This is a genomic window from Burkholderia diffusa (assembly GCF_902499115.1).
GTDB classification, from domain to species: Bacteria; Pseudomonadota; Gammaproteobacteria; order Burkholderiales; family Burkholderiaceae; genus Burkholderia; species Burkholderia diffusa.
Window position 1 is genome coordinate 338,411 of sequence record NZ_CABVPN010000002.1, and the last position, 21,274, is coordinate 359,684.

The window sequence follows — 21,274 nt, forward strand, 5'->3', positions numbered from 1 at the left end:
TCGCGCCGTCACCGCCCCTTCATCACGAGGAATCGCCATGTTCTCCACGTTCATCGCCCAATGGGAACGCGCGCACGCCGACGCGCTCCAGCAGTTCGGCAAGGTCGCCGCGCAGGCGACCGGCACCGGCTGCACGCCCGGCGGCCCCGCGTGGCGCGCGTTCGCGCACACCGCGCTGCTCGCCGGCCACCGTTACACGGATGCCTGCCAGGCCGCGACCGACGCGTTGTGGCGCGGCCAGCTCGAACGGTTCGCGCCCGGCAGTTCGGCCGCCGCTGTCAAGGAGCTGGCGGCACTGAACGCCGATCTCGCGACACGCGTCACACAAAGCCATCTGCAGCATGCGGGCGCGATGGCCGACGCGGCCGCGCAATATCTCGACGATCTCGGCCGCACGCGCGGCCCCGCGGATGCCGTGATGGCGCTCGGCCGCTTCGCGGGCGACCTTCAGGCCCAGGCGCGTGCACATGCGCTGCACGTCGCATCGCTCGCGAACGGTGTCGCGCCCGCGCTTGCGCAGTGGGCCGACCGCACGCTGCGCGACGATCGCGGCACGTCCGATCAGGAGCAGGCGTCATGAACATCAAGCTCCGCTTCGTCAATCGCTCGAACGACTGCGGCAACAGCGAGGTCGTGCTGTTCCAGCGCGACGTGATCCCCGATCTCGACGCATTCGCGATCGCGTGGAAGGTGATCCGTTATTGCGGACGCGACTGCTTCCATCCGTTCGACTACTCGACCGACATCGACGTCGCGCTCGGCGACGAGCACGGCAACTTCTCGCCGCGCGTCACGGCGCCCGCCGGCGTGCGCTTCGTGGTCGACGCGCAGCCGACGGGACGCGGCCGGCTCGTGCCCGACCCGGCCGACGCGCCGGGCGGCGACATCGAGGTCGTCAACCGGCTGCGGCGCGGCGCCGTGAACGTCAACGCGTTCAGCGCAGGCCGGCTGATCGCGGTGAAGGAAGCGGTCGCGCCCGGGCAGAAGGCCGTGTTTCGCTTCACGCCGACGCTGTGGATCGGCGTGGCGTCGCAGATACAGGAAAGCCGCGCGCTGCACGCGGCGGTGCTATCGAGCGCGAACACGCTTCTGCCGCTGGCGGGCGTCGCCGCGGCCGACATCGTGATGACGGGCGGCGGCACCGGCACGGACGCGCAGCCGTTTGCATTCGCGCTCGAACACATCGTGCGCGCGTAGCGCCGCCAGACACGGATTGAACCGGCTTGACGGCACGGCTTCGCGGCCGGGCCGGCGGGAAAGGTGTGCGGCAGACCGACTGCCGTCTTTTCAAACTCAAGGAGCAACGACGTGGATATCCAACTGAACCTGATCAACCGCTCGAACGACGCCAACAACTCGAGCGTCGTGATCTTCCAGAAGAACGTGGCGACCGACTTCGACGAACTCGCGATCGCGTGGAAGGTGATCCGCAATTGCGGCCAGGGCGACAACCATCCGTTCAAGTTCCCGATGACGATGAGCGTGAGCGCGAGCGACAGCTGGGGCAACTACATGCCGCAGCAGGTCGCCTCGAACGGCCAGGTGTTCCAGGTCGTACGCTCGAGCTCGGGCGACGTGCTGCAACTCGGCGGCGACCCGGGCGCGAGCTCCGAGGTGCAGGTGCGCAACGACCTGCCGGCCGGCGCGATCAACGCGACGATCTACAAGGACGGCAGCGCGCTTGCGCGCAAGACGTCCGTCGCGCCGGGCCAGAAGGCCGTGTTCCAGTTCAAGCCGACGATCTGGATCGGCGTCGCGTCGCAGATCGAACAGGGTGCGCTGATGAATTCCGCGGTGATCTCCGACATCAACACGGAACTGTCGCTGCTCGGCATCGCGAGCGCCGACATCGTGATGACCGGCGGCGGCCCCGGCCCGCGCTCGATGCCGTTCACGTTCCGGCTGGAAAACGTGGTGATGGCGTAACGGTTCGCGCGCCGGCAATGCACGGCCGGCGCCCATTCAATCAGTTATCCAAATCGAACCAAGGTGACTCATGGACATCAATCTCAACTTCGTCAACCTGTCGAACGACGTCAACAACAGCCAGATCGTGATCTTCCAGAAGAACGTGTCGACCGACTTCGACGAGCTCGCGATCGCTTGGAAGGTCATCACCAACTGCGGGCGCGGCGACAACCATCCGTTCGTATTCCCGATGCTGACGACCGTCTCCGCGAGCGATGCCGACGGCAACTACATGCCGCAGAAGCGCGCGGACAACGGTCAGGTCTTCAACGTGTCGCGCTCGACGTCGGGCAACGTGCTCGCGTTGGCCGGCCCGGCGCCGACGTCGCGCGAGATCCAGCTGCGCAACGACCTGAGCCAGGGGGCGATCACCGCGTCGGTCTTCAAGGACAACCGGCTGCTCGCGCACAAGACGGGCATCGTGCCGGGGCAGAAGGCCGTGTTCGAGTTCAAGCCGACGCTGTGGATCGGCACGGCGTCGCAGATCGAACAGGGCGCGGTGATGAATTCGGCCGTGCTGTCCGACATCAACACCGAACTGTCGCTGCTGGGGATCAAGAGCGCGGACATCGTGATGACGGGCGGCGGCGGCGGCACCACCGCGACCGCGTACCAGTTCCGGCTCGCGAACGTGGTGATGGGGTAAGCCGCAAGCCGCGCCCGCGCGACGGCGAACGGGTGGCACCCGTCACGTCGTCGCGCGCCGGCGCGTCAGCCCGCGCGCTGCACGGGCGCCATCTTCGAGAAGTACTTCGCCCCCGCGACGCAGCCGACAACCACGGCCGTCACGGCGAGCATCGACGGCGGCACCGTCTCGTGCAGCAGCCCGGCCGCGAGCAGGAAACCGAAGAACGGCTGCAGCAACTGAAGCTGGCCGACGCCCGCGATCCCGCCGAGCGCGAGGCCGCGATACCAGAACACGAAGCCGATCAGCATGCTGAACAGCGACACGTATGCGAGCCCCCACAGCGCGGCAGCGTCGACGCCGTCGAACGTCGCGGGCCACGTGAACCACGCAAGCGGCAGCATCACCGGCAGCGACAGCACGAGCGCCCACGAGATCACCTGCCAGCCGCCGAGCTGGCGCGACAGGCGCGCGCCTTCCGCATAACCGAGCCCGCATGCGACGATCGCGGCCAGCATCAGCGCATCGCCCACCACCGACGCACTTGCGCCGTTGCGCAGCGCGAACGCGGCCACCGCCCCGCTGCCGACCAGCGAGAAGATCCAGAACGGCAGCCGCGGCCGTTCGCCGCCACGCCAGACACCGAACAGCGCGGTCGCGAGCGGCAACAGCCCGACGAACACGATCGCATGCGCGGACGTCACGTGCTTGAGCGCGAGCGCCGTCAGCAACGGGAAACCGACCACGACCCCGAGCGCGACGACGACGAGCGACGCGGTCTCGGTCCGCGTCGGCCGCTTCTGTTTCAGCGCGACGAGCAGGATCAGGCCGAGCACGCCGGCGATCGTCGCGCGCGCGAACGTGAGGAACAGCGGGTCGAGCCCCTGCACCGCGACGCGCGTCGCGGGCAGCGAGCCACTGAAGATGATCACGCCCAGCAGGCCGCTGAGCCATCCGTCGGTCGTCTTTTGCACGGGAAATCCTGATCGGAAAAAGGTGAATGACCGATGATCCGCCGCCCGTGAAAAGCGCGTAAGCTACAGCCCAATACAATTCGGACAAACTGTACTGGACAACCGTCCGTACAGTTCCCTCTCGCCATGAGCCGTTCCATGCAAGCCCCTGCTCCGCCCGCGCCGTCGCGCACCCGCGTGGAAACCGTGATGGACACGCTGCGCGCGCGGATCGCGAGCCGCGCGCTGATGCCCGGCGCGCGCGTGCCGTCGATCCGGATGATGGCCGACGCGCTGCACGTGTCGAAATCGACCGTCGTCGACGCATACGAGCGGCTCGCGAGCGAAGGCGTGCTCGTCGCGCGACGCGGCTCCGGCTTCTACGTGTCCGGGCACGCGCCGCCGCTCGCGCTCGCCGAACTCGGCCCGCGCCTCGATCGCGAACTCGATCCGCTGTGGCTGTCGCGCCAGGCGCTCGAGGCGGCGCCGAGCTCGGTGAAGCCGGGCTGCGGCTGGCTGCCGTCGTCGTGGCTGCCGGACGAAAGCCTGCGACGTGCGCTGCGCGCGGTGTCACGCGACGAAGCCGACGCGCTGACTGACTACGCGACGCCGCTCGGGCTGCCCGCGTTGCGCCAGCAGTTGGCGTGGCGGCTCGCGCAGCACGGCGTACATGCGGAACCCACGCAGATCATGCTGACCGACGGCGGCACGCACGCGCTCGATCTCGTGTGCCGGCTGCTGCTCGAGCCGGGCGACCCCGTCGTGCTGGACGATCCGTGCTACTTCAACTTCCAGGCGCTGCTGCGCGCGCATCGCGCGCGCATCGTCAGCGTGCCGTACACGCCGAACGGCCCCGATCTCGCACGCTTCGAGCAGGTGCTTGCCGAGCATCGGCCGCGCCTGTACATCACCAACGCGGCGCTGCACAACCCGACCGGCGCGACGCTCGCGCCGCCGGTCGCGCACCGCCTGCTGACGCTGGCGGCCGAGCACGGCCTGCTGATCGTCGAGGACGACATCTTCGCGGATTTCGAGAGCACGCCCGCGCCGCGCCTCGCGGCATTCGACGGGCTGTCGCGCGTCGTGTCGATCGGCAGCTTCTCGAAGACGCTGTCGGCCGCAATCCGCTGCGGCTATGTCGCGGCGCGCCCCGAATGGATCGACGCGCTCGTCGACCTGAAGCTCGCGACGTCGTTCGGCAATGCGCAGATCGGCGCGAACATCGTGCACCGGCTGCTGATCGACGGCACCTACCGGCGCCATCTCGACGGCCTGCGTGCGCAGCTGGCCGATGCGATGGGCGAAACGATCCGGCGGCTCGCGCGGGCCGGGCTCGGGATCTGGACCGAACCGCGCGGCGGCCTGTTCGTATGGGCGGAACTACCCGACGGGCTCGATGCCGCGCGCGTGGCGCGTCATGCACTCGACCACGATGTGGTGCTCGCGCCCGGCAACGTGTTCAGTGCGTCGCACGGCGCGACGTCGTTCATGCGCTTCAACGTGTCGCGCTGCAAGGGGCCGGCGGTGTTCGATGCGCTGGCGCGGGCGATGGAGGCAACGCGTGCGGCGGAGCGCAGCGGTCGCGCACTGGCCGGCAACCGATGAACATCCACGGCAGCGGAGCGCACGAACGCCCCGCCGTCGCCCTCACATTTGCGCCGCGTGCGCCCTCGCCCTCACCTCGGCGAACGTCGTATCGACCAGCATTCTCCCCGTATCGAACACCGTTTCGAGCGCCTCGTCCCATTCGCCTTCCAGCGCGCGATCGTCCCATGCGACCGGCAGCGTCACCGTCCGGTATTCGCCCGTGCGCCGATTGCGCAGCAAGGTGAGCCGCCCCTTCTTCGAGCGCTTGCCCTGATCGGTGACCGGATCCTTGCGGACGTCGTGCCATACGTCGCCACGACGGATCGCCGAGCACTTCATCGCGAAGCGCTGCGTATCGCGGTTCACCTGCTGCAGCAGCGCGCCGCCCATGCCAAACACGACGTTGCCGGCCGCATAGCCTGCGTCATCGAGCGCGGAGAGAATCGCGTCGATCGACAGCTCGTCGACGCCGTCACCCTGGATCACGCGGACATGGTTCAACACGCGCCGTCCCTTGCCGTTCACGGACGAACCGAACGATGCGTCGAGCGCGCGCACGGTCTGCAGCACGATCGCCACGGGGTCACCCGAATCGGGACGCACGACCAGCGTCGCGCCCGAATCGATCACGGCTTGCCGAAGCTCGCCGCCCCACATCTCGAGTGCGGCGAACAGATCGTAGGAGTCCGACACAACTGACACGATCGCGCCGGGCAGACCGAAGCGGGCGATCATGTTGCGATACGCATCGGCTTCGTGCTCGCGCCCCCAGGACGTGATCGTGCTGTGCTCGGCCGCCGGCACCGAATACGCGGCCATCGGCTCGCGATAGAAGCGGTTCGCGGCCAGCACGCCGAGCACCGTGTCCGAACCCATGAAGCTCACGAGATGCGCGGCGCCGCCGATCGCGGCCGATTCCGCGCTCGATACGCCGCGCGCGCCGAAGTCGTGCAGCTTGAACGGCAGTTGCGCGAGATCGTCGTCGGTCTTCTCGAGAAAGCGTCGGATCGTCTGCCGCAGGTGCCAGCTGCGCGTCGCGACCGTCACCGGGTACCACACGCGCAGCAGCATCGTCTCCAGATACGACGCGAGCCAGAACACCTTCGGGTCGTCGCATTCGACGGTCATCAGCACGTTGTGCACCGGCACGATCGAACCCTCGGGCACCGCGCGAATCTTCACGGGCAGGTAGCCGTCGTAGTGCTCGACGATATGGCGCCAGCCGTCCTCGTTGAACGGCTCGCCATGCACCGCGAAGAAATCGCGGGCGTCGTCGATCATCGCGTGCGTGACGGGCCGGCACAGATATTCCTTCAGCAGCATCTGCAGGCCGAAGAACAGCGTGCGGTCGTAGCGGCCGCCGCGCGACTCGACGTACGAGAACATCGCCTGCGCGTCGGGCGGATATTGCAGGAAGTGGGAAGCCTTGTACGAATCCGTGTTGAGGATCGGATTGGCGAGAACCGCGGCAAAGCCGCCGGGATCGTTTTGCATGGCTAGAGCTCCTCTAGGCCGTTGAAGTGCCGCCGCGTCTGTCGCGACGGACCGGAATCCGGGGAATCAGCGCGTCACAGCTTCCCCAGGAAGTGATACGCGATCTCGAAGTGATCCTCGAACATCACGTTGCGCATCTGCGCGAATTCGTTGAGCGGCACCCAGCGCGCCTTGTCGGCGTCGTCGCTGCCCTTCACGCGCGGCAGTTCGCCGGTCGGGAAGTTGAACAGGCACGCGTGCGTGATCGTGCGGCCGCGCAGCGAGCGGGCCGGATGATCGAACACCTGGCGATCCTTGATCGAGCCGCGCAGCACGGGCTCCGGCAGCTTCAGGCCGGTTTCCTCGCGCAATTCACGGATGCACGCCGCGTCGAGCCGTTCGTCCTGGTTCACGAACCCGCCCGGCAGCGCCCACAGGCCGCGGCCCGGTTCGCTGCGCCGGCGCACGAGCAGGATATGGCCCGAGTGCACGACCACCGCGTCGACCGTCACGAACGTGACCGGATACGGTGCGGCCGACCATGCCTTGCGATACGCGGCGATGAATTCGGCCTCGGCCTTCAGCTGCGCGAATTGCGGCTGCGTGCGGAAATGCTCGAGCCAGCCGAACACGGGTTCCGGCACGGCCCATTGCACGAAGCTGTTGGTGCGTTCTGCGAAATACTGGTCGCGGATTTCGGTGGCGGAGATGTCTTCGGTCGCATCGACGTCGACGAGCTCCCATTGCGGGAACATCCGCAGGTAATACGACGTGGCGTCCTTTTCGTGGCCGATCAGCCCGACCTTGCGCTGCGCGACGTCGCCGAGCGCGGCGGCCACCGCATCCTGCACCCAGCGCACCCAGTCGCCGTCGTTGTACGTCGAATCCTGCACGGGCGCGACCGTCACGCGCTCGCGCTCGGACGGCTCGAGCAGCGAAGCCAGCATCTGGCAGCGCTCGTCGAACGAGAACGGATCCTTGATGGTGCGGGGCTTGTCGGTCGACCCGATCAGCACGCACACGCGCTCGGCCCGGCTCAGTGCCGACTTCAGCACGTTCAGGTGACCACGATGCGGGGGCTGGAAACGACCAATGAAAACGAGCGCGTCGAAGCGCCGGTTCTGTTGCGTACTCATGAGGCTCCCTCAAGAGATTGAAACGCTTCGGGTCTGTCCCGAAGGCATGGAATCGATCGTAGGGGAATTCCCGCAGAAGGTCAATCGAGCACGCGCTCGACTTGACGAAGTCTGACGAAACGCGCGGCATTGGCGGGTTACACTCGATTTCATCCCAATCCGCGCCACGGCGCCCGCCATCATGAGGATCTCAGTCAGCCGGACCGTCGGCGTCGATCGCAGACGCCTCTTCACGTGGTCGCAGGACTACGCGCGGCGGCTCGTATGGGACAGCTTCCTCACCGACGCCTATCTGCTCGACGAAACGACGGCCGACGTCGGCGTCGACGCGTTCTGCCGCAGTCAGTCGGGCGCGACGATGGTGTCGCGCTACATCTCGTACCGCCCGCCGCAGGTCGCCGCCGTCGAAATGGTCGAAGGGCCGAAGGTGCTCCAACGCTTCAGCGGCAGCTGGAACTTCACCGAACACACGCCGGGTTCGACCGAAGTGAAATTCACGTACCACTTCCGCGCGCAGCCGTCGTGGCTGCGCTGGCTGCTCGAACCGCTGATCGGCGCGTTCTATCTCGTGCACACGCGCCGGCGCCTCGATTCGTTCAAGCGCTGGGCCGAAGCGGAGGCGTTGCCGCGCTGACACGCACTGCCGCGCGGCCCGGCGCATCTGCGCCCTCTCCCTCCGAATGGATTCGAACGCGCCATGGCCGCGCCATCGGGCATCTCGCATTCCGACGGCCCAGGCGCTAACGTACTCCGCCCCGGCCTATCGAGAACGTTTCCGCGCCGGCATCGCGGCGCAACGTGACCTCCGTACCGGTCAGCCATCCCGACGATTTCAGGATCGGGCGCGCGAGCGCGTACAGCCGATCGGCGCTGGTGCCATACAGGTACAGATAGCCGTCGTTGCCGTCGCGATGCAGTTCCGTCTCGCCGAGTTCGCCCGCGCCTGCCTGCCTCACTGCGCGATCCAGCCGACGTTCCAGTGCATGAAGCCGCGCCTGGTCCTTCTCGTAGTAGTCGAAGTGGACCATCACGACGGGCCCGGGCGGCTTCGGCGGCAACTCCGCGGCAACGCTGCCGGTCAACAGTGCAAGGCCGAGCAATGCGGCAAATCGTATTCCTGTACGCATATCAGCAGTCAGTGTGACGCGTTCGCTCACGTCAATGTGCCGCCGCGCGCCACCTGCTGCCGGACCTGCGCCTGCGTACCGAGCGCAGCGGCGATCGCATCGACCGCATCGGCCGCGCGTGCCGCGCCGCACATGAACGCATCGACGGCCGCGAAGCGATGCTCGGGCCACGTATGGATCGTGATGTGAGATTCGGCGAGCAGCACGACACCCGTCACGCCATGCTCGCCGCCGAAATGATGAAAGTGCGCACCGATCACGCGCGCGCCTGCCCGTTGCGCTGCTTCGGTCAGGATCGTTTCAAGCCGTGCGGCGTCGCGCAGCAGCGCCGCATCGATGCCGGCCAGGTCGGCCAGCACGTGCGAGCCGAGCATCGCACGCGGCGCGGCGAAACCGTCGCGCGCCGTCATTTGTGCGACCCGTACGACGAGTAGCCGCTGCGCGCCGACGAACTGCCCCAGCCGCTGCCACCCGACCCGCTGCCGCCGAGCGACGCGCAGCTGAACAACGTGACGACGATCAGTCCGTAAAGTCCGTAGAGGATGTAGCGCATTACGCGTTGCCCCCGTCCGACGCGAAACCCTTCCACAGCCATTCAGGCAGCCACAGCACCAGCAGGCCGACCAGCACGTAGACGGTGCGGCCGCTGAACGAGAACAGCGAGCCCATGTTGAAAATCACGAGCAGCGCGCTGAACACCCACGGCAGCGGCGCGAAACTGTGCGGGTGTTTCCCGCCGAACAGGCCCGTCGACGCGGTGGCGTCCGTCGCAGCCGCCGTCGCGAGCGCCGGCGTGCCGAAGCGCTCGGCCAGCGCGCTGCCCGACAGCGGTTGCGCGCGCGACCACACGATCTCCGCGGCGCTGCGCTCGCGCGTCAGTTTGTCCTTCTGCCGACCGTAATCGATGATCGACGTGCGATCGCCCACCTGCACGCGCCAGTTGAACGCGCCCACCACGTAGACGACCTCCGATTCATACGCCTCGCGCAGGCGGTAGGTCTTGCCGCCGTCGGTCACGTCGGACTCGCTGCCGATCGTCGGCCAATGGTCGAGCACCTGCACGCGCTCCCAACGCCCTTCGCTCTGCACGAGCCACAGGAAGCCGCGCTTCGGGTTCAGCAGCAGGTATTCGTCCCACGTCTCTTCGTCGCCCGGCACGCGGCATCGCATCATGCCGATCACCGTGTACTTCACGCCGTCGAACGTGCCGATTGCACCGAGCTCCAGCGCACCCTTCACCGATTCGAGCTTGCGCTGCGCCGCGAATACGGTCTGCTGCTCGGCCGTGCACTGCACGCCAGCATGACAACTGCCGCACACGACGTAATCGGCCATGTTAGGCGCATAAGACAGCGGCGCGCCGCAGCTCGGGCACGCGAACGGCACCATCTCCGCGCCGCGCTTCTCGCGCGTATCGGTCTCGGTATCGCGCAACCCGGTGAACGCGAGCGCGTCGAACTCGAGTGCCTCGCCCGAATAGACGGCGGGGCTCCCGCCGTTCGCATCGGCGTCGGAATAGTCGAAGGTCGCGAACGCGTTGCCGGTGCGCAGGTCGACGACGCGCGCTTCCCAGCCCGCGTCGACGCGGAACGGCAACTCGCCGTCGCCGCCCGTGCAGCGCGCGGTGCGCACGTCGGACACGAGAAACGCGCGGCCGCCGTGGTCGATCCGCATGCCCGGTTCCAGCGTGCCGAACGCCGGCCACGCGCCGCCGGATGCGTCGTCGGGCTCGCGCACCGTGACCGCATACTGCCCCGACGCATCCGACAGCCAGCCGAACGCGCCGTCGTCGAACACGACGTACCACTCGCTCCACGCGCCGGCGTCGTAGGTCATCTGGAGGCGGCCGAGTACCGTGAACGCGCGCTTGCCGTAGCGTCCGGCCGTGCCGATCTGGATCGGCGACGCGTCGTCGAGCACCGTGGCCAGCTCGCCGATGCGTTCGACGTCGGTGCCGCGCTTGAGCAGCGTGCTGCGACAGAACGCGCAGACGGCCATCACCGCCGCCGCCGAGCGAAACTCGACCGGCGCGCCGCACTGGGGGCACGAAGTGCTGAACATGCGCGACGCTTACCGGGTGAGCTTCGCGAGGATTTCCGCCTTCGCGCGCGAATAGTCCTCTTCGGTCACGAGGCCCTTGTCGAGCAACGCCTTCAGTTGTTCGAGACGCTGCACGTAATCGGTTCCTTCGGCCGGTGCGGCCGGCTGCGCGGCGGCGACCGGTGCCGCAACGGGCGCGGACGGTGCGGCCGGCGCCGGTTGCGCGGCGCCCGCGATCTGGCCGGCCATCGCCTGCCCGATCGCCGCGCCGGCTGCGAGCCCCGCGCCGACGCCCGCGATGCCGCCCGGGTTCTGCGCCGCCAGCGGGATCGCCTGTGCCGTCTGGTATTGCGTCGCGCGGGCGAGATCGCCGGCCATCCCCGCGCCGATCCGCAGGTCGAGCGCCTTCTGCAGCTCGGCCGGCAGCGATACGCTTTCGACCGCGAACGCATCGAGCGCGAGGCCGTAGCGTGTGAACACCGGGACCAGCGCCTCGGCGACGCGTTGCGACAGCAGCGTCTGGTTCGCGGCCATGTCGACGAATGGCACGTCGGCCGAGCCGAACGTCGTGCTCATCGCTGTGACGACCAGGTTGCGCAGCTGCTGTTCGAGATCGTCGACCGTGTACTGCGCGCGCGTGCCGCTCACCTCGCGGTGGAATGCGGCCGCGTCGACGATCCGGTACGAGTAGATGCCGAACGCGCGCACCTGCACGAAGCCGAATTCGCGATCGCGGATCGTCACCGGCTGCGCGGTGCCCCAGCGCCGGCCGAGCTGCAGCCGCGTGCTGAAGAAGTAGACATCCGACTTGAAAGGCGACTGAAAGAACTTGTCCCAGTTCTTCAGGTACGTAAGCACCGGCAGCGTGCGCGTTTCCAGCTTGTACAGGCCGGGCTGGAACACGTCGGCGACCTTGCCCTCGTTGACGAAGATCGCGACCTGCGTTTCGCGCACGGTCAGCTGGCCGCCGTACTGGATCTCCTGGTCTTCCATCGGATAGCGCCAGGCCAGCACGCCGTCGGTGTCTTCCGTCCATTGCAGGACGTCGATGAACTGCTTGCGGATAAACGAACCCAGACTCATGTCGGTCTCCTCGAGCGCGTGGCGCGTCAGGTCAGGCAGGCGGCATTGATGATGCCGACGACGAGCGACGCAGTGCCCATCAGGCCGCCCATCGCGACGTTGCGATCCTCGATCGCATGGTTCATGCCGGGAATCAGGCGGGTCAGCACCGCATAGGTGACGAGCTGCACGGCCATCGCGCCGACGGCCCACAGCATGACTTCGCCGAGCGTCGAGTTGTGCGCGATGCTGGAGGCGAGCGTCAGGCAGAAGCCGATCAGCGCACCGCCGAACGACAGCGTCGCGGCCGCGTTGCCGTCGCGGATCAGTGCCAGTTCGTCGAACGGGGTGACCTTCAGGTACACTGCCGCGAACACGAAAAGCAGCACGAACGCCGACAGCAAATGAACCGCATAAAGATAGGCACTATTCATTCTTTTCCTCGGATTTTGTGCTCGGTTCGCCGCCCCCTCGCCGGCCGGCCCATGGCGGGCCGCCCTACGGAAATCCGCGCCAGTATAGCCACATTGACAAGCCCTGCACAACGGACGCGCCATGCTGCATAAGCGCGCGCTCGTCCTGTCGATCCTCGTGCTCGCGTCGTGCGGGCTCGGCTACGAACTGATCAGCAGCGCGCTGTCGAGCTACCTGCTCGGCGATTCGATCCTGCAGTTCTCGTCGGTGATCGGCTGCTACCTGTTCGCGATGGGGATCGGCTCGTGGCTCGCGAAGTTCGTCGAGGACGACGACGTGCTCGACCGCTTCGTCGACATCGAGCTGCTCGTCGGCCTGCTCGGCGGCGTGTCGGCAGCGCTCCTTTTCGCGGTGTTCGCGTGGCTGGCCGCGCCGTTCCGCGCGGCGCTCTATGCGCTCGTGCTCGCGCTCGGCCTGCTGATCGGGATGGAGATCCCGCTCGTGATGCGCGCGTTCCAGCAGCGCCGCCAGGCGTTTCGCCATACCGTCAGCGAGGTGCTGACCTTCGACTATCTCGGCTCGCTCGCCGTGTCGCTGATCTTCCCGCTCGTGCTCGCGCCGCGTCTCGGCCTGTTGCGCACGAGCTTTCTGTTCGGGCTACTGAACGCATTCGTCGCGCTGTGGACCACGCACCTGTTCCGCGACGAGATCCGCAACGTGCGCGGCAAGCTGATGCGCGCGTCGCTCGTGATCGGACTGCTCGTCGCCGGCTTCGCGCTGTCGGACCGCATCACACACTGGGCCGAGCACGGCGTATACGGCGACGAGACGATCTATTCCGAAACGACGCCATACCAGCGCATCGTGCTCACGCAATGGCACGACGACATGCGGCTGTACCTGAACGGCAACCTGCAGTTCTCGTCGCGTGACGAGCATCGCTATCACGAGGCGCTGATCCATCCGACGATCGAGGCGCTGCCGTGGGCGAAACGCGTGCTCGTGCTCGGCGGCGGCGACGGCCTCGCGGTGCGCGAACTGCTCAAGCACCGCAACCTCGAACGGATCACGCTCGTCGATCTCGACCCCGCGATGACGAAGCTGTTCTCGACCTCCGCGCCGCTCGTGAAACTGAACCAGGGCGCATTGAAGGACCCGCGCGTGCAGGTGATCAACGACGACGCGGTGCGCTGGCTCGAATCGAATGCCGACGTCTACGACGCGATCGTCGTCGACTTCCCCGATCCGACCAACTTCGGGCTCGGCCGGCTGTATTCGGTGCCGGTGTTCCGGCTGCTCGCCCGCCACCTGTCGGAAAACGGCTATGCGGTGATCCAGTCGACGTCGCCGTACTTCGCGCCGCACGCGTACTGGACGATCATCGCGACGCTGCACGAAGCCGGGCTCAACACGTGGCCGTACCATTGCTACGTGCCGTCGTTCGGCGACTGGGGCTTCGTGATCGCGGGCAAGCGCCGCGACTTCACCGTGCCGACGCGCTATTCGGTGCCGACGCGCTGGCTCGACGCGCAGACGGCCGCCGAGATGTTCCATTTCCCGGCCGACATGCCGGCGCTGCCGATGTCGCCGAACGAACTCAACGACCAGCCGCTCGTGCGCCGCTTCGACGACGACTGGAAGCACGTGCTGCGCTGATGGATCGCCGCACGTTCCTCCTCGCGTCCGCGGCCGCGTCGCTCGCCGCGTGCGGCCGCACCGGCTGGATCGAGACGACGCCGCGCGTCGGCTACCCCGGCATGCGCGAAGGTCACGCGCTGCGAGATCACGCAGCGCTGCCACCGCCGTCCGGCACGATCGAGACCGACGTCGCGATCCTCGGCGCGGGCGCGGCCGGCCTGTCGTGTGCGTGGCAGCTTGCGCGCGCCGGTCACACGCGCTTCGTCGTGCTCGCCGGCCCCGAATTCGGCGGCAATATGGCCGGCGGCCGCTTCGGCGAGCTCGGCTATCCGAAGGGCGCACACTACCTGCCGCTGCCCTCGCTCGAATCCGCGCATCTGCGCGACATGCTCGCCGATCTCGGCGTGATCGAATCGGCGCCGTTCTCCGCGCACCCCGCATACGACGAACGCGCGCTCGTGCACGCGCCCGACGAACGGCTGTTCATAGCCGGCCAGTGGCAGGACGGCATCGTGCCGACGACCGGCCTCGACGACGCCGCGCTCGCGCAGCAAACACGCTTCTTCGCATACACCGACAGTTTGCGCACCGCGCGCGGCGCGGACGGCCGCAAGGTGTTCTGCATCCCGATCGCTGAATCGTCGCGCGACCCGCGCTGGCGCGCGCTCGACCGGCGTTCGTTCAAACAGTGGCTGCTCGACGAGCGCTACACCGCGAGCGCGCTGCACTGGTACCTGAACTACTGCTGCCGCGACGATTACGGCGCGGGCTACGAGCACGTGTCCGCGTGGGCCGGCCTGCACTACTTCTCGTCGCGCGGCGCTCACGCGAGCGATGCGGGCGACGGCGCGGTGCTGACCTGGCCCGACGGACTGCACACGATGGCGACGAAGCTGAGCGACTCGATCACCGCGCGCACCGGCTCGAACGCATGGTCGCGGGACGGCTTCGCCGTTCGCGCGACCGAACGCAACGGCGGCGTCGACGTGCTGTGCGCGCGCGTCGCCGACGACGGAACGCTGACGACGTTCACGCTGAAGGCGCGGCGGGTCGTCAGCGCGATGCCGCTGTTCGTCGCGGCGCGCGTGTTTCCGCAGCTTCACGCATACGGCTTCGATCCCGTGCGCGACCTGCCGCCGCGCGCGCCGTGGCTCGTGTCCAATTTCCTGCTCGACGGGATGCCGGCCGAGGAAGCCGGCGTGCCGCTCGCATGGGACAACGTCGTCTACGACGGCGCGGGGCTCGGCTATGTCGTGTCGACGCACCAGCTGATCCGGATGTCGCCGCCGACGCGTTCGGTGTTCTCCGCCTATCAGGCGCTGAACGCGCGCTCGCCGGACGACACGCGTCGCTGGCTCGCGCAGGCGAAACCCGACGCGCTGCGCGAGCAGGCGGCGATCGACCTGCAGGCCGTGTACGGACGCGAGCTGTGGAAACATGCGACCGCGCTCGAGATCACCGTGCGCGGCCACGCGATGGCGACGCCCGACGTCGGTTTCCTGAGCCGGCCGGGGCTGCTCGCGCTGCGCGAGGCAGACGGCCCCGTCGTGTTCGCGCACGCTGATCTGTCCGGGCTGTCGCTGTTCGAGGAAGCGTCGTACTGGGGCATGCTCGCCGCCCGGCGCATGCTCGCCTGATTGCCGGCTCGCGCCTTCCGTGCGGCAGTGGTCATTGCGTCATTGCGGCGCCGCCGGCAACCGCTATAATCGCGCGACATTCCGACTGCATTGAGCAGGCCGACGGTGCGCGCCATGCGACGCACCGCATGTCCTCCTCGACAACAATAATGACAAACCGAACCGTTCGACGCCTTCGCCCGTTCGTGCGCGCCGCCGCGCACCTGCTCGCGTGCGCCCCGCTGCTGGGCGTGCCGCCGGCGCTGCATGCGGCCGATGCCGCAAGCCCGGATACGCAGCCGGCCTCCGGCCGCTACGTCGTCGTCGACACCGGCCATACGCCGGCCCACCCGGGTGCCACCGGCGCCAGCGGCCGCGTCGAATACCGGTACAACCTCGACCTGTCCACCGCCGTCGCGGAAAAGCTCGCCGCGCACGGCGATCGCGTGCTGCGCACGTCGGCCGACGGCCGCGAGATCGCGCTCGACCAGCGCTCGACGCAGGCGCCCGACGCGAACCTGTTCGTGTCGATCCATCACGATTCGATGCAGCAGCAGTTCATCGACGCGGGGCGGCAACGCGAATTCCGCGGTTTCGCCGTGTTCGTGTCAGAGCGCAATCCGCACTACGCGGAAAGCCTGCGTTGCGCAAAGGCGATCGCCGAGCGGCTGGTCGCGGCCGGTGAACGTCCGTCGCTGTATCACGCGCAGCCGGTCAAGGGCGAGAACCGTCCGCTGATCGATCCGCAACTCGGCATCCACCGCTTCGATGATCTCGTCGTCCTGCGCACCGCGCCGGTTCCGGCCGTGCTGGTCGAGGCCGGCGTGATCGTCAATCCCGACGAGGAAAAGCGGCTCGCGCAGCGCGAAACGATCCAGCGCCTCGCCACCGCGATCGCGAGCGGGATCGACGTCTGTACGGCGACCAGGTAAAGGTAACGCCCGTTGGTTTCAACGGTTTTCACCCAGTGAGGAGGAGTCCCATGAAGAAGAAGAATCTGCTCGTTTCCTGCGCGCTGCTTGCGCTCGCCGTGCCGTTCGCCGCGCATGCGGCCGGCTGCGGTAAACCGCGCAGCGCGTTCGACCAGGTGTACTGCAGCAGCAACGAGTTCTCGCAGCTCGACCGCGAACTGAACGACGAGTACGGCCGCGTGCGCAAGCAGTTGAGCGGCGACCAGCAGGCCAAGCTGAAGACGGGCCAGCTCGCGTGGATGAAGCAGCGCGACGACCGCTGCAGCGAAACGCGCGACGACGGCTATCTCGTGAACCTGCAATGCGCGATCGACTTCACGCAATCGCGCCTGTCGTTCCTGCGCGAACGCGAGCGCGAGTGCTCGAGCACGGGGTGTGTGACGGCGAAGCTCGGGGAGTAAGGGCTGCTCGGGTGCCGTGCCGTGAGCCGATTCGCGGTGCGGTACCTTCTTGCTTGCACCATCCGTGATTCGGAAATCCGATGGCATATCGACGACATCGAACATGACGACGATCGACATCCGCGCCGCAACGTCCGTCGATGCACGGGCCATCGCCGAAATCCACGTCGCATCGTGGCGCGCAACCTATCCGGGCATCATGCCTGCCTCGTACCTCGCCGGTCTGTCGGTCCAACTGCGCACCACCGCCTGGCGCGACGTGCTCGACGCCGGACGGCCACATGTCGCACTCGCGTACGCGGAAGGCTGACCGAGAGGCTGGATTGCCTATGGTCAGACGCGCGACTCCGACAAGGATTCCGCCTGGGGCGAAGTCACGCGTCGCGTCGTCACAGGAACCACCGATACTCCCGCGCCCCGATCTCGTTGCGAAAATCCAGCTCCTCCTGCCGCTTGTTCTCGCAATACACCATCACGAATTCACTGCCGAGCCCTTCACGCACGGCCGCGTGATCCTGCATCGCCGCGACGGCCGACAGCATCTCCTTCGGAAAATCGATCCCGCTGCCGCGATCGACGTTCAGCGGCGCGATCGGCTCGATCCGTGCGTCGAGCCCGTGCTCCATCCCGCTGAGGATCGCCGCGAGCACGAGGTACGGATTCGCGTCCGCGCTCGCGAGCCGATGCTCGATCCGCAGATTGCGCGCATCCGATTCCGGAATCCGGATGCACGCGTCGCGATCCTCGAAGCCCCAGCTTGCACGGCTCGCCGCGTTCACCATCGATCCATAGCGCCGGAACGCATTGTGATTCGGCGCGAACACCGGCATGCAGTGCGGCAGCAGCTCGAGGCAGCCGGCCACCGCATGCCGTAGCGGCCGCTGCCCATCCGCGGCGAGCAGGTTGCGGCCCGCGTCGTCGTATAGGCTCACGTGCACATGCATCCCGCTGCCCGGCGCATGCAGATACGGCTTGCCCATGAAGCTCGCGCGATAGCCGTGCTGCAACGCGACGCCGCGCGTGCTGCGGCAGAACAGCGCCGACCAGTCGGCCGCGCGCAACGCGTCGTCGGTATGGCCGAAGTTGATCTCGAACTGGCCGGGCCCGAGCTCGGCCGTGATCACCGTCGCGTCGACACCCTGCTCGCACGCGGCCTCGACCATCTCGTGCAGCACGTCGGAAAACCGCGACAGGCGTTCGATGTGCATGTTCGGCTGGTCGTCGCGGTCGTCGCTCAAGCGATCGCGCGGATACTGCGGCATCCCGTCCGCGAGCTGCGCGGCGAACAGATAGAACTCGAGCTCGAACGCGACGACCGGCCGGATACCGCGTGCCGCGAACCGCCGCAGCACGCGCGCCAGCACTTCGCGCGGCTCGAACTCGATCGGCGCATCCGTGCCATCGGAGCTGATCAGCATCTGCGCGAGCGGCTTCCGCTCCCAGCGCACCGGCTTCAGCGTGCCGGGAATCAGGCGACGCGGCGCGTCCGGGTCGCCGTCGTTGAAGCAGTAATCGCCGATCTTGTAGAGGCCGCCCTGCGTGCCGAGCAGCACGCAGTTCTGCGGCAGCTTCAGCAGCGAACCCGACGCGACCTTCTCGAGCGCATCGATCGGATAGCGCTTGCCGTAGAAATGGCCCGGCAGGTCGAGACAGATCAGGTCGACATAACCGATCTCGGGATGCGCCTGCCGGAATGCGCGGATTTCATCGACCAGCACGGGAACGACGTCAGCCATGTCTCATCCTTTCCATGTCTTGTATGGCGGTGCCGCTACGCGGCGAACCGGACTCACCGGCATGCGGCACGTCACATGCCCGATATCGGTCAGTACTGCAAACCGGCAACACGGCGAAACGGCCCCTCGGGCCGCCGGCCGACAAACTCAGGTGAACACCCAGATCACACGCGCCGGGGCATCGCCCAGGTTCGCGTAACGGAACCGCTTGTGCGCGGGAAGCTGGAATGCGTCGTTCGGGCCGAGCGTGATGGGTATGTCGTCGCCGTCGATCCAGATCGTCAGCTCGCCTTCGAGCACGAAGCCGCCCTGCTCGTCGCTGTCGTCGACGGAGCGCTCGCCGCTGCTCGCCCCGGGCGCGAGATGACTCTCCAGGATCGAGAAGCGCGAACGCATGTTCGGCGACACGAGGATGTCCGTGATGCCGGCCGCGTAATACACGGTGCGCCGCTCGTCGGGCCGTGTGACCCACGGCACGCTGCGCGGTTTGCTGAGGCTGTAGAAATACGTGGTCGGCACGCCGAGCGCCTCGCCGATCGCGGTGAGATCCGCGACCGTCGGGCGCGACAGCCCGCGCTCGACCTGCGATAGAAAGCCGACGGAGCGGCCGATCCGTTCCGCGAGATCGTTGAGCGTGACCTTGCGATGCTTGCGCAGATCGCGGATCAGGATTGCCAGACTTTCTATCTCTTCCTGCTCGTTCATGATGGATTCCGGTGCGTCAGACGGTATCGCGCAAACGGTACCAGGCCTTGCCGATCGCTTCCAGCGGCGCGGCGAGGCGGTCGCCGCCCGGGAAGCGCGGGTTGCGGATGCGCTGGTACAGCGCGAGCAGGCGATCGTCGCCGAGCACGGCGTCGGCGACCGCGCGCGCGCCGGCGAGCGTCGGCAACACACCGTGCCCCGAGAAGCCCTGCAGCCAGAAACGCTGGCCGCGACGGCCGATGTCCGGCGTGCGTCGCATGCTGATGTCGATGTGGCCACCCCACGCGTAGTCGAGCGACACGCCGGCCAGTTGCGGGAACACGCGTTCAAGGTGCGGGCGCGTCGCGGCCGCGATGTCGGCCGGAATCCCGCCGAGATACGTGCAGCCGCCGCCGAACAGCAGGCGGTTGTCCGGGCTGAGGCGAAAGTAGTCGGGCACGAACTGGTTGTCGATCACGCAACTGTTGCGCGGCAGCAGCGAGCGTGCGACGTCTGGCGCGAGCGGCGCGGTCGCGACCTGGTAGGTGCCGACCGGCAGCAACCGGCGCGACAGTTCGGGATCGAGTTGGTCGACATACGCGTTGCACGCGAGCACCAGCACGTCCGCGCGCACCTCGCCGTGCGCGGTGCGGGCAACGTGACCGCCCTCGGTCTCGCGATACTCGAGCACGCGGCTTTGCTCGAAGATACGGGCGCCGGCCCGTTCGATCGTCTGCGCGAGACCGAGCGCGAGCTTCAGTGGATTCAGATGGCCGGCCTCGGGATCGTGGAGCGCGGCGAGATAGCGCGCGCTGCCGATCCACTCGGGTATCTCGTCCTGCCCGATCACGCGCAGGCGGTCGTAGCCCCAGCGCTGCGCTGCCTCGTCGCGGGCCTGCGCGAGCATCGCGACGCGACGCGGCCGCACCGCGGCCCACAGACTGCCAGGCCGGTAGTCGATGTCGAAGCCGTGCCGCGCGGGCAGTTCGCGCACTTCGGCCGCGGCCCAGCGCATGCTGTCCCACAGCACGCGCGCGCCGGCGCGGCCGAGCGAATCCTCGAGCGGCTGCATGTCGCACGACCAACCGAGCAGCGCCTGTCCGCCGTTGCGGCCCGATGCGGCCCACGCGACGCGACTCGCTTCGAGCACGACCACGCGCTTGCCCGCGAGCGCGAGGCGCAATGCCGTATGCAGCCCGCTGAAGCCCGCGCCGACGACCAGTACGTCGGCGTCGACGCGTTCGTCCAGTTCGGGCCGCCGCGGAATCGGCGCCGGATAAGTGCCGGCGTAGTAGGTTGCGACGTGACGGTCGGACTGCACGAACATGCGGATTCCCGTGAAATTTTCATCGCCAAATTTCATGAAAAATTAGCACGACAATTTCACGAGAGCAAGCGGGAGAATGAAGTCTGAGGAAATCCGACGTGACCCTGGAGTCCGAGGTGACCTTACCCCGCCGAGTACACCGTTCGTAAGTTAATGGTCTCGGCGGTTTTCGGTTGATGCAATTGCCCGAATTGGTCCGGCGCCAATTGCCCCAACGCACTATGCGGACGCACCGAGTTGTAGTCGCGCGCCACGCTTCGATTCGCCTGCGTACATCGTCGAGACTGACGAACGCATGCTGATTCAAACACTCTTCACGCAGTCGGCCGTTGAAGCTCTCGATGTGAGCGTTCTCCACCGGTTTGCCGGGCCGAATGACCTGCGGTTTTACGCCGTGCTCGTGTGCCCAGGCGTCGAGCGCCTTGCTGACGAACTCCGGGCCGTAGTACATGCAGAATGTCAGCCATCAGGGGTAACGGGCATCCTTTGGATTGCCCGCTCATCGCCCGCCGGAGG

The 21,274-nt window shown here is 67.5% G+C and carries 23 protein-coding genes and 1 pseudogene; 11 read left to right on the forward strand and 13 right to left on the reverse strand.

Going from position 1 to position 21,274, the window contains the following annotated elements:
- Positions 1 to 37: 37 nt before the first annotated feature.
- The 4 genes from BTE28158_RS03480 (at position 38) to BTE28158_RS03495 (ending at position 2,614) form a co-directional block, all read left to right on the forward strand.
- On the forward strand, positions 38 to 580 hold the full coding sequence (locus BTE28158_RS03480; RefSeq protein ID WP_124901236.1) for a hypothetical protein: 543 nt from the start codon (positions 38 to 40) through the stop codon (positions 578 to 580).
- Positions 577 to 1,197, forward strand: a complete 621-nt coding sequence (locus BTE28158_RS03485) for a hypothetical protein (protein ID WP_124901235.1) — start codon at positions 577 to 579, stop codon at positions 1,195 to 1,197. The genes BTE28158_RS03480 and BTE28158_RS03485 overlap by 4 nt, the downstream gene beginning before the upstream one ends.
- 111 nt (positions 1,198 to 1,308) lie before the next feature.
- Positions 1,309 to 1,926 carry a hypothetical protein gene (locus BTE28158_RS03490; protein ID WP_059600108.1) on the forward strand — a complete coding sequence of 206 codons (618 nt, stop codon included), beginning with the start codon at positions 1,309 to 1,311 and terminating at the stop codon, positions 1,924 to 1,926.
- A gap of 70 nt (positions 1,927 to 1,996) precedes the next feature.
- Complete coding sequence (locus BTE28158_RS03495; RefSeq protein ID WP_059600109.1) at positions 1,997 to 2,614, forward strand: hypothetical protein; 618 nt, start codon at positions 1,997 to 1,999, stop codon at positions 2,612 to 2,614.
- A gap of 65 nt (positions 2,615 to 2,679) precedes the next feature.
- On the opposite strand, the gene BTE28158_RS03500 is transcribed toward BTE28158_RS03495, so the two are convergent.
- Positions 2,680 to 3,567: a DMT family transporter gene (locus tag BTE28158_RS03500; RefSeq protein ID WP_151051366.1), complete on the reverse strand. Its 888-nt coding sequence runs from the start codon at positions 3,565 to 3,567 to the stop codon at positions 2,680 to 2,682.
- Positions 3,568 to 3,693: 126 nt separating this feature from the next.
- On the opposite strand from BTE28158_RS03500, the gene BTE28158_RS03505 reads away from it, so the two are divergent.
- Positions 3,694 to 5,151 (forward strand): aminotransferase-like domain-containing protein, encoded by a 1,458-nt coding sequence (locus BTE28158_RS03505; RefSeq protein WP_151051364.1) that lies wholly within the window; start codon positions 3,694 to 3,696, stop codon positions 5,149 to 5,151.
- A 42-nt stretch (positions 5,152 to 5,193) separates the two neighbouring features.
- Here BTE28158_RS03505 and BTE28158_RS03510 read toward each other — a convergent pair whose 3' ends face one another.
- Both BTE28158_RS03510 and BTE28158_RS03515 read right to left on the reverse strand, forming a co-directional pair.
- The gene (locus BTE28158_RS03510) at positions 5,194 to 6,627 is read right to left on the reverse strand and encodes a nicotinate phosphoribosyltransferase (protein ID WP_124629641.1); all 1,434 of its coding nucleotides are present in this window, start codon (positions 6,625 to 6,627) and stop codon (positions 5,194 to 5,196) included.
- A gap of 74 nt (positions 6,628 to 6,701) precedes the next feature.
- Entirely contained in the window at positions 6,702 to 7,742 is a 1,041-nt protein-coding gene (locus tag BTE28158_RS03515) for a bifunctional nicotinamide-nucleotide adenylyltransferase/Nudix hydroxylase (RefSeq protein WP_059685934.1), read from the reverse strand.
- A 181-nt stretch (positions 7,743 to 7,923) separates the two neighbouring features.
- On the opposite strand from BTE28158_RS03515, the gene BTE28158_RS03520 reads away from it, so the two are divergent.
- The gene (locus BTE28158_RS03520; protein WP_151051362.1) at positions 7,924 to 8,376 is read left to right on the forward strand and encodes a type II toxin-antitoxin system RatA family toxin; all 453 of its coding nucleotides are present in this window, start codon (positions 7,924 to 7,926) and stop codon (positions 8,374 to 8,376) included.
- Between the two features lie 106 nt (positions 8,377 to 8,482).
- Here the strand turns inward: BTE28158_RS03520 and BTE28158_RS03525 are convergent, their stop codons facing one another.
- Genes BTE28158_RS03525 through BTE28158_RS03550 form a run of 6 tightly spaced genes read right to left on the reverse strand, consistent with a single transcriptional unit; the run spans position 8,483 to position 12,405 of the window.
- Positions 8,483 to 8,899: a hypothetical protein gene (locus BTE28158_RS03525; protein ID WP_244107997.1), complete on the reverse strand. Its 417-nt coding sequence runs from the start codon at positions 8,897 to 8,899 to the stop codon at positions 8,483 to 8,485.
- Positions 8,896 to 9,279 (reverse strand): adenosylmethionine decarboxylase, encoded by a 384-nt coding sequence (speD, locus tag BTE28158_RS03530; protein WP_151051360.1) that lies wholly within the window; start codon positions 9,277 to 9,279, stop codon positions 8,896 to 8,898. Before speD ends, BTE28158_RS03525 begins: the two co-directional genes overlap by 4 nt.
- Positions 9,276 to 9,422, reverse strand: coding sequence for a hypothetical protein (locus BTE28158_RS03535; protein ID WP_170296473.1), 147 nt, complete (start codon positions 9,420 to 9,422; stop codon positions 9,276 to 9,278). Before BTE28158_RS03535 ends, speD begins: the two co-directional genes overlap by 4 nt.
- The gene (locus BTE28158_RS03540) at positions 9,422 to 10,930 is read right to left on the reverse strand and encodes a DUF4178 domain-containing protein (protein ID WP_151051358.1); all 1,509 of its coding nucleotides are present in this window, start codon (positions 10,928 to 10,930) and stop codon (positions 9,422 to 9,424) included. The genes BTE28158_RS03535 and BTE28158_RS03540 overlap by 1 nt, the downstream gene beginning before the upstream one ends.
- A gap of 9 nt (positions 10,931 to 10,939) precedes the next feature.
- Positions 10,940 to 11,992: an SPFH domain-containing protein gene (locus tag BTE28158_RS03545; protein ID WP_174919678.1), complete on the reverse strand. Its 1,053-nt coding sequence runs from the start codon at positions 11,990 to 11,992 to the stop codon at positions 10,940 to 10,942.
- Between the two features lie 26 nt (positions 11,993 to 12,018).
- The gene (locus tag BTE28158_RS03550; RefSeq protein ID WP_059600118.1) at positions 12,019 to 12,405 is read right to left on the reverse strand and encodes a DUF350 domain-containing protein; all 387 of its coding nucleotides are present in this window, start codon (positions 12,403 to 12,405) and stop codon (positions 12,019 to 12,021) included.
- A gap of 121 nt (positions 12,406 to 12,526) precedes the next feature.
- On the opposite strand from BTE28158_RS03550, the gene BTE28158_RS03555 reads away from it, so the two are divergent.
- The 5 genes from BTE28158_RS03555 to BTE28158_RS03575 all read left to right on the forward strand — a co-directional run bounded on the left by BTE28158_RS03555 (position 12,527) and on the right by BTE28158_RS03575 (position 17,321).
- Positions 12,527 to 14,041 carry a polyamine aminopropyltransferase gene (locus BTE28158_RS03555; protein WP_151051684.1) on the forward strand — a complete coding sequence of 505 codons (1,515 nt, stop codon included), beginning with the start codon at positions 12,527 to 12,529 and terminating at the stop codon, positions 14,039 to 14,041.
- Positions 14,041 to 15,660 (forward strand): NAD(P)-binding protein, encoded by a 1,620-nt coding sequence (locus tag BTE28158_RS03560; protein ID WP_151051686.1) that lies wholly within the window; start codon positions 14,041 to 14,043, stop codon positions 15,658 to 15,660. Before BTE28158_RS03555 ends, BTE28158_RS03560 begins: the two co-directional genes overlap by 1 nt.
- Before the next feature lie 149 nt (positions 15,661 to 15,809).
- On the forward strand, positions 15,810 to 16,571 hold the full coding sequence (locus BTE28158_RS03565; RefSeq protein ID WP_151051688.1) for an N-acetylmuramoyl-L-alanine amidase family protein: 762 nt from the start codon (positions 15,810 to 15,812) through the stop codon (positions 16,569 to 16,571).
- Positions 16,572 to 16,621: 50 nt separating this feature from the next.
- Positions 16,622 to 17,011 (forward strand): lysozyme inhibitor LprI family protein, encoded by a 390-nt coding sequence (locus BTE28158_RS03570; RefSeq protein WP_124629632.1) that lies wholly within the window; start codon positions 16,622 to 16,624, stop codon positions 17,009 to 17,011.
- Positions 17,012 to 17,114: 103 nt separating this feature from the next.
- A complete protein-coding gene (locus tag BTE28158_RS03575; protein ID WP_275404655.1) occupies positions 17,115 to 17,321 on the forward strand; it encodes a hypothetical protein in 207 nt (68 codons plus the stop codon).
- Between the two features lie 79 nt (positions 17,322 to 17,400).
- Here BTE28158_RS03575 and BTE28158_RS03580 read toward each other — a convergent pair whose 3' ends face one another.
- The 4 genes and pseudogenes from BTE28158_RS03580 to BTE28158_RS03595 form a co-directional block, all read right to left on the reverse strand.
- On the reverse strand, positions 17,401 to 18,747 hold the full coding sequence (locus BTE28158_RS03580; RefSeq protein ID WP_151051690.1) for a glutamine synthetase family protein: 1,347 nt from the start codon (positions 18,745 to 18,747) through the stop codon (positions 17,401 to 17,403).
- Between the two features lie 147 nt (positions 18,748 to 18,894).
- A complete protein-coding gene (locus BTE28158_RS03585; RefSeq protein ID WP_151051692.1) occupies positions 18,895 to 19,452 on the reverse strand; it encodes a helix-turn-helix domain-containing protein in 558 nt (185 codons plus the stop codon).
- A gap of 16 nt (positions 19,453 to 19,468) precedes the next feature.
- Positions 19,469 to 20,758 carry an NAD(P)/FAD-dependent oxidoreductase gene (locus BTE28158_RS03590; protein ID WP_151051694.1) on the reverse strand — a complete coding sequence of 430 codons (1,290 nt, stop codon included), beginning with the start codon at positions 20,756 to 20,758 and terminating at the stop codon, positions 19,469 to 19,471.
- A gap of 122 nt (positions 20,759 to 20,880) precedes the next feature.
- Positions 20,881 to 21,200: pseudogene (locus BTE28158_RS03595) on the reverse strand (integrase core domain-containing protein); the annotation flags it as partial.
- Between the last annotated feature and the right edge of the window lie 74 nt (positions 21,201 to 21,274).